Annotated in this window: 9 protein-coding genes; 2 read left to right on the forward strand and 7 right to left on the reverse strand. The window is 71.6% G+C overall.

Going from position 1 to position 9,991, the window contains the following annotated elements; all coding sequences use genetic code 11:
• Positions 1–24: 24 nt before the first annotated feature.
• The 3 genes from AC07A6_RS22160 to AC07A6_RS22170 all read right to left on the reverse strand — a co-directional run bounded on the left by AC07A6_RS22160 (position 25) and on the right by AC07A6_RS22170 (position 3,367).
• Positions 25–1,464 (reverse strand): MFS transporter, encoded by a 1,440-nt coding sequence (locus AC07A6_RS22160; protein WP_362465700.1) that lies wholly within the window; start codon positions 1,462–1,464, stop codon positions 25–27.
• The gene (locus AC07A6_RS22165) at positions 1,461–2,531 is read right to left on the reverse strand and encodes an SMP-30/gluconolactonase/LRE family protein (RefSeq protein WP_478778214.1); all 1,071 of its coding nucleotides are present in this window, start codon (positions 2,529–2,531) and stop codon (positions 1,461–1,463) included. Before AC07A6_RS22165 ends, AC07A6_RS22160 begins: the two co-directional genes overlap by 4 nt.
• Positions 2,532–2,635: 104 nt before the next feature.
• Complete coding sequence (locus AC07A6_RS22170; protein ID WP_386271269.1) at positions 2,636–3,367, reverse strand: AfsR/SARP family transcriptional regulator; 732 nt, start codon at positions 3,365–3,367, stop codon at positions 2,636–2,638.
• 334 nt (positions 3,368–3,701) lie between these two features.
• Here AC07A6_RS22170 and AC07A6_RS22175 point away from each other — a divergent pair, with 334 nt between their 5' ends.
• A complete protein-coding gene (locus tag AC07A6_RS22175) occupies positions 3,702–4,532 on the forward strand; it encodes an AfsR/SARP family transcriptional regulator (RefSeq protein ID WP_362465691.1) in 831 nt (276 codons plus the stop codon).
• Between the two features lie 44 nt (positions 4,533–4,576).
• Here the strand turns inward: AC07A6_RS22175 and AC07A6_RS22180 are convergent, their stop codons facing one another.
• Genes AC07A6_RS22180 through AC07A6_RS22195 form a run of 4 tightly spaced genes read right to left on the reverse strand, consistent with a single transcriptional unit; the run spans position 4,577 to position 9,201 of the window.
• Positions 4,577–5,182 carry a hypothetical protein gene (locus AC07A6_RS22180; RefSeq protein WP_478778215.1) on the reverse strand — a complete coding sequence of 202 codons (606 nt, stop codon included), beginning with the start codon at positions 5,180–5,182 and terminating at the stop codon, positions 4,577–4,579.
• Entirely contained in the window at positions 5,169–6,890 is a 1,722-nt protein-coding gene (locus AC07A6_RS22185) for a substrate-binding and vWA domain-containing protein (RefSeq protein ID WP_478778216.1), read from the reverse strand. The genes AC07A6_RS22180 and AC07A6_RS22185 overlap by 14 nt, the downstream gene beginning before the upstream one ends.
• On the reverse strand, positions 6,887–8,101 hold the full coding sequence (locus AC07A6_RS22190) for a toxic anion resistance protein (RefSeq protein ID WP_478778217.1): 1,215 nt from the start codon (positions 8,099–8,101) through the stop codon (positions 6,887–6,889). The genes AC07A6_RS22185 and AC07A6_RS22190 overlap by 4 nt, the downstream gene beginning before the upstream one ends.
• Entirely contained in the window at positions 8,098–9,201 is a 1,104-nt protein-coding gene (locus AC07A6_RS22195; protein ID WP_478778218.1) for a hypothetical protein, read from the reverse strand. The genes AC07A6_RS22190 and AC07A6_RS22195 overlap by 4 nt, the downstream gene beginning before the upstream one ends.
• A 137-nt stretch (positions 9,202–9,338) precedes the next feature.
• On the opposite strand from AC07A6_RS22195, the gene AC07A6_RS22200 reads away from it, so the two are divergent.
• On the forward strand, positions 9,339–9,761 hold the full coding sequence (locus tag AC07A6_RS22200) for a hypothetical protein (protein ID WP_478778219.1): 423 nt from the start codon (positions 9,339–9,341) through the stop codon (positions 9,759–9,761).
• The last annotated feature ends 230 nt before the right edge of the window (positions 9,762–9,991 follow it).

Raw genomic sequence — 9,991 nt, forward strand, 5'->3', positions numbered from 1 at the left:
GCTTGCGGGTGGGCAGGGCTCCGGTCAGCCGACCGGGACCGACACCCGCTCCTGCTCGACTGCCCCGGGGCTGTCCTGCGTCGTACGGCGCCTGATGAACAGGGCGCTCACCGCGCCCAGCAGGACCACCGCCGTACCGATCCACAGCGCCGACTGGAGGCTGTCCGTGAAGGCCGCCTCCGCGTCGCCCGAGCCCGCGCCGGCGAACTGCCGGCTGAAGACCGCCGTCAGGGCGGCGACACCCAGCGCACCGCCGAACTCGCGGCTGGTGTTGTTCGCGCCGGAGGCCTTGTTGTGCTCGCTCTCCCGCACCGCGGAGATGACCGTGGCGGGGTTGCCGGCGAAGACGAGGCCCATGCCGATGCCGGCCAGGGCGAGGGCGGGCACCATGGCGCCGTAGCCGACGTCCGGTGTCACGATCAGGGCGATCCAGCCCAGGCCGAGGGCCTGGAGGGCACAGCCCACCGCCTGCAGGACACCACCGCCGATGCGGTCCACGAAGCCCATCGCGGCGGGCACCACGATCATCGGGGCCACGGTCCACGGAAGGGTGCGCAGTCCCGCCTCGAAGGGCGAGAAGCCCATCGGGCCCTGGAGGAACTGGCTCAGGAAGAAGATCGATCCGAAGACACCGAAGTACATCGTGATCGACACCACGTTGCTGAGCACGAAGGCCGGGACGCGGTACATGTGCAGCGGGATCAGCGGGCTGGCGCTCCTGCGTTCGTTGACGATGAACGCGACCGCCAGGACCACCGCGACGCCGAGTCCGATCAGCGTGGTGCTCTGGGTCCAGCCGTGGTCCGCCGCGTGGACGATGCCCCAGACGGCCGCCACGACCGAGCCGGTGACCAGCACCATGCTGGGGACGTTCAGGTTCCGTTCCTCACCCTTGCTCTCCTTGACCGCCCAGAAGGCGAGGGGCAGGGCGATGATGCCGACCGGCACGTTGATCCAGAAGATCCAGCTCCAGTCGATCTGCTCGGTCACCAGGCCGCCGGCCAGCGGACCGACCGCGATGCCGAGGCCGTTGACGCCGCCCCACACACCGACGGCCATGTTCCGCTGCTCCCGGGAGACGGCGGCGACGGCCAGGGTGAGCGAGACCGGCAGGATCGCGGCAGCACCGGCGCCCTGGAGCACTCGGGCGATCACCAGGGTGGTGACCGAGTCGGCCACCGCACAGGCGATGGACGAGGCCGTGAAGAGCCCGACGCCCCACAGGAAGACCCGGCGGCGGCCGAAGCGGTCACCCAGCGCCGCACCCGCCAGCAGCAGACCGGCGAAGGCCAGCACGTAGCCGTTCATCACCCACTGCAGCTCGGACTGCTTGACGCTGAACTGCTCGGCGATCTTGGGCAGTGCGTTGGTGACGACCAGGTTGTCCAGCGACACCATGAACATCGGCAGGGAAGTGGCGACCAGCGCCCAGACGGCGGCCGGCCCCTTGTTCGTCGCCATCATCGGTCGTACCCCCCGGACTCCGAGCCCGGAATGCGGCGGAGGGTGACCAGGTCCGAGGTCCGGCCGGCCATCAGCTCGCCGACGTCACCGCTGAGGACGTAGTCGCCGTGCGGGGTCACCGCGACGGTGGTGGGGCCCTGGGTGGCCCACGGGTCCACCCGCTTGCTGAAGCCGGCGGTGCGCCAGCCGTCCTTCGACTCCAGGACGGTCACCGCGTCCACCCCGCCGGGCACGCCCACGGCGGCGCCGATCGAGTTGGTGACGACGACCAGGGAGCCGTCGGGGCGCAGCCCGAGGCCGTCCGTGCCGACCAGCGGCCGCGGGAGCTTGACCTCGGTCACCCGGCGGTGCGCCGGCGCACTCGGGTTGATCTTGAACATGAGGCCGGTGTCGTAGCGCACGGCGAGCAGGTAGCCGTCCGGGTGCCAGACGATCCCGTTCAGGCCGACGATGTCGGCGGCGAAGCGGGGGTCGGTGACCAGCGGGGTGACCTTGCCGTCGAGGCCGATCCGCTGGATGGTGTCCGACACGGAGTCCGTGACGTAGATGTTCCCGCGGCGGTCGAAGGTGAGGTCGTTGGCGAAGGTGCGTCCGCGCCCGCCCGCCACGTCCACCTTGCGCTGCAGCTTGCCGGTGTCCAGGGCGAAGATGGCCACGCCCGAGGTCGGCGGCTGGTTGCCGACGTCCAGGCGCTGGCGGACCCAGAAGTCGCTGTAGGCGACCAGGATGCGGTTGCGGGCGACGTCCACGCGGATGCCGAGGGTCGACACCATGCCGATGCTCGGCGCCAGCTCCTTGATGCTGCCGTCCTGGCCGATCACGGAGAGGTTGCCCTGGGAGGCGGAGCCGACCAGGAACGCACGCCGGGTCGGGTCCCAGGCGATGCCCTCCGGGTAGAGCTCGGTGGCCCGGCCGGTGATGACGTCGGCGCCCTGGTGGAGGCTGACGGACTGGGCGGCCGCCGGGACCGGCTCCGCCATGGCGACGGTCGGCAGCGCGAGCGGCGCGATGGAGGCGAGCACGGCCACGCCGGCTGCGGCTGCCGCTAAGGGCAGTGAACGGAACACTGTTCTTCCTTCTCTCGTACGTACGGGGCAAGGGCAAGGGGGGTGGGGGGAACGGGGGAGTTCCGGGGGAGGGGGCGGACCGGTGGCCGGTGGCCGGTGGCCGGTCAGGAGGCGCGGCTGCCGACCAGTACGCACCGCTGCACGCGCCTCAGGTCCTCCGAGGGTTCCAGGCCGAGTTCGTGGGCCAGGACGGTGCGTACGTCCTGGAACGCGCGCAGGGCGTCGCCCCGCCGGCCGGACTGGTGCAGGGCGTCGATCAGCCGTGCGTGCAGCCATTCGTTGTAGGGGTGGCTGGCCACCAGGTTCCGCAGCTGGGGCAGGACCTCGCGGTAGTAGCCCAGCCGCATGGCCACTTCGATCCATTTCTCCTGGGCGTGGAGCTGGAGCTCCTCGATCTCCCGGGCGTGTGCCGCGAGGACGTGTCCCTGGCGTACGTCGGCCAGGGCGGGACCCCGCCACATGCCGAGCGCGTCGCCGAAGCTTTCGTATGCCGCTTCCAGGTGCCCGGACCGCAACTCCTGCCGGCCCAGGGCACAGGTCCTGCGGAAGACGGCCAGATCGGTCTGGCCCTCCTCCACGTTGAGCGAGTAGCCGGTCGCCTCCGTGGTCAGCAGGTCCTGCACCGCGTCGTGCCCGAGCCACTGACCGAGCTCCTGGCGCAGGTGGTAGACGTGCGTGCGGACCGTGTTGACCGCCGTGGCCGGCGGGTCGCCTTCCCACAGCTCGTCGATCAGGTGGTCCACCGGCACGTTTTCGTTGGCCCGGACGATGAGGAGGGCCAGCAGCTTGCGCACCTTGGGACCGCGGGGGCGGTAAACGGAAGCGCCGTAGCGCATTTCGAGCGGACCCAGAATACGGAATTCGGGATTTCGCTCAGGGCGGGTGGAGTGGGCGGCCAGCCAATCGTCGAGGAGATCGGGCCGGGACCCGTTGTCGGAGGTGATCGGTTGCGGCATCAACAGCGGCATGGCAACGAATCTAGGAGAACCACAGGCATCCAGACAGACGTCCTATGGTGCACCCCCCATGCCTCCTTGGAGGCAATCCGATCGTCCGGAACACGCCGACGCTGGCCGGAAGAAGACCAAAGCTATGCTGCCGAGAACCAATGGAAACCTCCGACGGTCCTCGATGATGCGGGCGTCCGGGCCCCGGAAAGGAGAGTGCACGATGCGTCTGAGACTCCTCGGACCCTTCCTCATCGTCACGGCCGACGGCACGTCCCACACCCCGGGACCGCCCAAGGTCGCCCAGGCCCTGGCCCTGCTCGCCACCCAGCCGGGCGAAGTCGTCGGATCGGACACCCTGGTCCGCGAACTCTGGCAGGAAAGCCCCCCGCGCACCGCCCTCGCGACGGCCCAGACCCACATCCACCACGCCCGCAGGCGGCTCGACGAACTGTCGGCCGGAGAAACCTCCCGGCCCGTCCTGATCACCTGCCCCTCCGGGTACATGCTGCACCTCGAAGACCACCAGGCCACCGACGTCCGGGAACTCGAAGACCTCGTCCTGCGCGCGGACGCCGAACTGGGCCGGGGTGACGCGGAAACCGCCGCCGCCCACATGAAGCGGGCCCTCGCCATCAGGCGCGGGCCACTGGTCTCCAACATCCCCGTCGGACACGTCCTGGCCGGCCGCCGGGCACGCCTGGAGGAGCTGTACGTCCAGGCACTGGAACTGCACATCGAGATCACCGTCCGGCTCGGCCGCTACCGCGAAGTGATCCCGGAACTGCGCCTGCTGGTCCACGACCACCCGCACCACGAGTGGTTCCACGGCCACCTCATCGCCGCGCTCCACCGGTGCGGGCGCCGGACCGAGGCGCTCCAGGCCTACCGGGCACTGGAGCGGATCCTGCGCGAAGAGCTCGGCCTCAGCCCGCTGCCCAGCACCCGGCGGCTCATGGACCTGGTCCTCGAACCGAACCCCGACGGCTCCGCGGCGGAGCCCCCGTGGTCCCTCCTCCCGCGCGCGGGCAGGCCGGCGGCCACCCCCCGGTGACCGCCCCGCCGCCGGGGCGACCGCCGCCCGCCGCCCGGCGGCCGTCAGGACTCCCTGCGGCCTTCCAGATAGGCCGTATGCGTCTGCTGCCGGAGGGCCTCCCGGTCCTGCAGCTCCGCCGTGAGCCGCTCCGCTTCCTCCGAAAGCAGCGACAGCTGCCGCTCCAGATGCCGCTCAGGGGACTCCCCGCCCGGCGTCAGCCGGGTCCACCAGCGCGTCCGGTTGTACGTGTCCACGCACTCCGGCACGTCCAGCCGGACCGCCCGCGCCAGCGAGTGCACCGCTTCCGGTTCGGCCGCCAGGACCTGCGCCGGCCACCCCGGGTCCAGCAGGGCCGCGTACAGGTCCAGCAGCTCGCTCAGCTTCCCCTCGGCCGCCGGCGGCAGCTCCACCTCCGCCACGTACCCGCGCAGCCGGCCCAGGTCCTCCCGTACGAGGTCCAGCTGCTCCGCGGGGCCGGGGAACGGCGGCGGCGGGGTCCGGTCGGGCGGCGCGATCAGCGCACCCGCCCCGTACAGCCCCGCGACCACCGCCGGCCAGTACGTGCCCGCCACCCCGGCCACCGTCAGGCCCAGCCCGAGGAGCCCGCAGGCGCTGCCCCACAGGTTCTTCTTCGACTCCAGGTACGCGAGCGCCCTACTGGTAGCCACGGATCTCCTCGAAGGCCCCGTCCAGCGAACCCTTGCCGTCCGTCGCATCGAAGAGCCGGCCACCGGTCAGCTCCGTGATGTGCGTCAGCTCCTTGCGGTCCGAGTCCCCGAACAGCACCGCGAACACCGGCGTGCGCTTCTGCGCCTCCGGCAGCCCGGCGTAGAAGGAGTCGAAGTCCTTCACCTTGTCCCCGCTCTGCCCGTCCGTCATCAGCACGATCGAGGTGAACGCGTCGGCGTTGCCCTGCCCCAGGTGCTGGTACGCGGCCTTCAGACTGGCGTAGACGGCCGTACCGCCCTCCGGGCGCAGCGACTTGACGTCACCCCGGATCGCGTCCAGGGCCGGCCCCGGATTGCCCGGCTCCACGACGTGCGTCAGCACCCGCTTCACCTTGTCGCCGAACGGCAGCAGCGTCACCTCCTCGCGGTCCCGGAACCGCTGCCCCGTCCCCGAACTCCCCGTCCCCGTCAGGTCGGTGAGCGCCGAACGCAGCCGCCCGATCCGGTCCGCCTCCTCCATCGAACCCGAGGTGTCCAGCACGTACACCGTCCGCGAGGGCCGCCGCAGCTCGTTCTCGTACGAGGCCAGCAGCCCGTCCGCCACCGACCGGGCGCCCGGGAAGGGCAGCTCGCGGCGCACGGCTGGGTCCAGCGCGGACGCCGGCGCCACCCCGGCCGCCACCGGCCGCCGGAACGTCTTCTCCGTGATCGCCTTCTGCGCCGCGTCGCCCCGCAGGTACTCTGTCAGCAGCCGGCCCGACTCCCGCGCACCCGCCGGGGCCGAGGTCAGCAGCGTCAGCGGATAGTGCGCCGTGACCACCCCGTCCTTCGGGCGGATCACCTTCAGCGGGGACTTCGCCCGGTCGTTCATCGACAGCAGCACCGACTCGTAGTTGACCAGCGCGTCCACGTCGTCCCGCTTCGCGTACGCCGTCACGAGCCAGCCCGAGGAACCGGAGGTCAGCTTCTGCCCCTTGAAGAACTCCTTCAGCCGCGGCCGGGCCTTCTGCACGTCCGCGTCCGTCAGCGCCGACTGCGCGCCCGACAGCCCCGAGGCCACCGAGACGAGGGTGGAGAACCCGGAGTTCGAACGCACCGGGTCCGTCATCCCGTACGTCAGCTTCCCGGCCGCCACCGCCTCCTCGACCGCCGACCAGGTCACCTCCTCCGGCTTCCAGCCCAGACGGGCCAGCGCCTCCGGCTTGACGCCGACGGCGACCGGCGAGGACATCACCGGCGTCTCGTTGGCGAGCTTCGCGGCCGCCTCGGGACGCAGCCGCAGGTAGTCGTTGGAGGACAGCCAGATCGCGTCGTACCTGCCGTCCGCCTTCCCCGAGGCCACCTGCTCGGCCGCGTCCAGCGTCCCCGACCAGGTGAAGTCGACGGAGACCCCGGTGGCCGTCTTCGCGTCCTTCAGGATCTGCGCCATGTCGGACAGCTCGCTGGAGGCCAGCACGCGGAGCCGGCCCTCCTTGTACTCCTGCGGCTTGGTGCCGTTGCCGCCCGAGGAGGAGGTGGGAGTGGGGTCGTCCGAGGTGCAGGCCGTCGCGCCCAGCAGGGTCGCGGCCAGCACCACCGCCGCGGCGAGGCGTCTGCGGACCCGTGCCGTGTGAGCCTTCGTCCTCGTCCTCGTCCTCGTCCTCGTGCTCGTGCTCGTGCTCGTGTTCGTGTTCGTGTTCGTGTTCGTCCTTGTGGTGCGCGCGCTCATCGCTCCCCGCCTTCCAGGGCGTTCGCGGTGCGGGTGCGGGCCAGGTGCGCCGAGGCCGCCTGCAGCTCGCCCGTCAGGGACTCCACCGTCGCCGCCATGCTCTCGGTGGCCTGGACCTTGAACGTGTCGATCGCGTCCAGGGTCTTGTAGATCTGCGCGAAGGCCGTACGGAGGGTCTCCGCGCCCACCGCCGGGTCGGCAGCGATCCGCTGGATCTCGCCCGACTGGGTCGCCAGCATCTCCGCGTTCCCCCGGATCAGCTCCTCGGTGGTGCCGCGCAGGGCGTCGACCTGCTCGACCACCTTGCGCTGGTTGTCGAGGGCCGAGGCCAGCATCACCGCGATCCGCAGCGCCGAGACCGTGGTCGTCGCCGCCCGGTCGACGCCCTTGATCAGCTCCTCGTTGTTGCGCCGGACCACGTCCATCGCCAGGTAGCCCTGCGCGCACACCGCCAGCTGCGTCAGCAGGTCCTGGTGCTTCTGGCGGACGGGGAAGAGCACGTCGGCGCGGAGCGCGTCCGCCTGGGCCGGGTCGGTGCCTTCGGCTTCGGCGATCCGCTGCTCGACGGCCGCGTCCAGGGCCCCGGTGAGCACCGCGTACTCCTGGAGCTTACCCATCGTCTCCCACAGCCGGGCCCGCTCCGTGTGCAGGGCGGCGTTGTCGCGGCGCAGCTCGTCCTGGCCGCCGCGCAGCGCGCCGACGATCCGGTTCAGGGTGGCCTGGGAGGAGGCGTACTTGGCCACGTGGTCGCGGAACCTGTTGCCGCCCGGCAGCTTCGCCAGCAGCCTGCGGGCCCCCTTGGCGGGCGCGTCCCGCGGGTCGAGGTCCTCGACGGTGCGGCGCAGCTCGACCAGCGACCCCGCCACCCGCGCCTGGGCGTCGCCGCCGCCGTCCGCGCCGAGGGACCGTACGGCCCGCTCCAGCATCCGGTTGGACTGGTTGGCGGCGGCGCGCATGTCGGCGGAGCCGAGCGCGGTGATGTCGCCGATGCGGGTCGCGAACTCCGGCGAGCGGACGTCGACGCCGGCGAGCCGGCCCACGTACTCGCCGGCCCGGCGGGCCATCTCCTCCTGGACGCCGTCCTGGAGCGGGACGAGGCCGGAGGCCTGCTCGCGGCGGACGGCGGGCACCGGCTCGGGCGCGGTCAGCACGAGCGGGCCTTCCTCGGGCGGTGTCGGTGGCGGTGTCAGCGGCGGCGGTGTCGGTGTCACGGCGTGCCCCCCTGCCCCTTGGCGCGGGCTGCCAGCGCCGTCAGGACCTTCACGGTCGGAGCGCTGACCTGGCGGATCCCGGTCAGCTCCGGGTTGAGGTACCCGGCGTACTGCGTGGTGGCGGCGGAGAACTCGGCGGTGCCCTCCTGGGGGCGGAAGCCGTGCCGCACGGCCAGCTCGCGCAGCCTCTTGTCGGTGGCGAGGAGCGTGCCGAGGTCCTTGGCCTTCTCGCCGAGCGGTACGAAGGTGTGCGGGGAGTTCACGGTCGTGTCCGGGTACAGCACGACCATGCTCGCGGCCTCCCCGGTGGCCTGCTTCTGCATCAGCAGCGCGGCGACCTGCGCCTCGTAGGCGAGGACCAGCGGCTCGCCGCTGCCGCTGATGAACGAACGGAAGGGGCCGTCGGTACTGGGCTCCAGGGAGCCCTGGACGGAGATCAGCTTCCGGAGGAGGGGGGCGGTGCGTTCGATGCCGGCGTCGTCGGAGACGACCGTCTTGTTGTTGGCCACGTTGGAGGTGGCGCCGATGAACAGGGCGCCGGAGTTGGAGGTGGTGGGGTCGGAGGTCTTGATGAAGACGGTGCCGGTCAGTTCGGTGTGGGCCGAGGAGCCGGGGAGCTGCTGCCAGGTGCGTTCCTCGCCGGCCGCCTTGAGGAAGGGCTCCATCAGGAGGGTGCCGGTGTTCTTGCCGTTCAGCTTGGCGAGGCCGTTGTCGGCGAGGACGCGGGCCGCGTTGGCGCGGGCGATGACCACGAGCGGGGAGAAGAAGGGCTTCGCGCTCTGCGCGCCCTTCATCCCGGCCTTCGCGGCGATCTCGTCGGCCGGCTCGCTGCTGCTGGGGAAGGCGAAGTCGTACTCCTTGAGGGCCAGCTGGTCCATGGCCCAGGAGCCCGAGGTCTCGGTCTTCACGGTGTAGCCCTTGGCTGCAAGGGCCTTGACGACGTCGGGATCGCGGAAGAACTCGGACTTCTCCGATCCGATGACGCCACGCACGGTCTTCGTTGCCGTGCCCTCTGATGTTCCGGTTCCCCCGAGGAAGATGACGGCGACAACGCCGCCCACCAGGAGGACCGCCAGAGCGATTCCAAGGATGCGTCTCACGGGGGCAGCCTGCTCACGGAAACCCACATTCCGCGCGGCGTTGGGTGAACGCGGGGTGTCCAGACGGTCCCGCTTCGAAATGCTGTATGGGTGGGCGGGTGCTGGTGGGAGGGGGCGGGCGGCGGGAGGATCTGGGCATGGGTGTGAGTACGTCTGGTTTGAGGTGGCAGGGCTGGGCGGTGGGCATGGTCTGCCTGTCGGGCCTGCTGGTGTTCGCCCCGCTGGGGCTCTACGTCTGGGCCAGCGGCGGCCCCGCGGACCCTTCCCGCCAGGCCTCCGTCCCGCCGGAGGTACGGGTCACCGCGTGCCGGATCGACCCGCCGAGCCGGCGCGTGACGGCCGTCCTGGAGGCCCGGGGCGAGGGTTCGTACGTCGCCACGGTCGAGTTCCGCGACCGCCCGCCCACCGTCCCGGACGCCCGGGAATCCCGCACCCTGGTCCGCCTCCCGGGCCTGACCCGGGACACCCCCGCCACCGCCCGCACGGAGGCCGTCGGCCCGGTGTGGGCGGCGGGGGCGGGGGTGTGGTGCGGGGTGGCGGGGGTGGTGGGGGAGGGGTGAGGGCTTCGCCTCGGGCCCGCTATCTCCCCCTCGACCCCGTGGGGTGGGGCGGTGTTTGCCCACCCGCCCCCTTGTCTGCGGACCGGGGGGCGGGGAGCGGTGTCCCCTCGGACGGCCTCAGGGCAGGTTGGGGGCTTCCCGTCAGTCCCATCGTCCTTCCGTGTCGTGCCGGCCTGAAGCTCCTATGGATCGTCAAGTGGTGTGTGGGAGGGGGTTGGCTGTGGTTGGTG

The sequence above is a fragment of the Streptomyces sp. NPDC044002 genome (assembly GCF_056434525.1).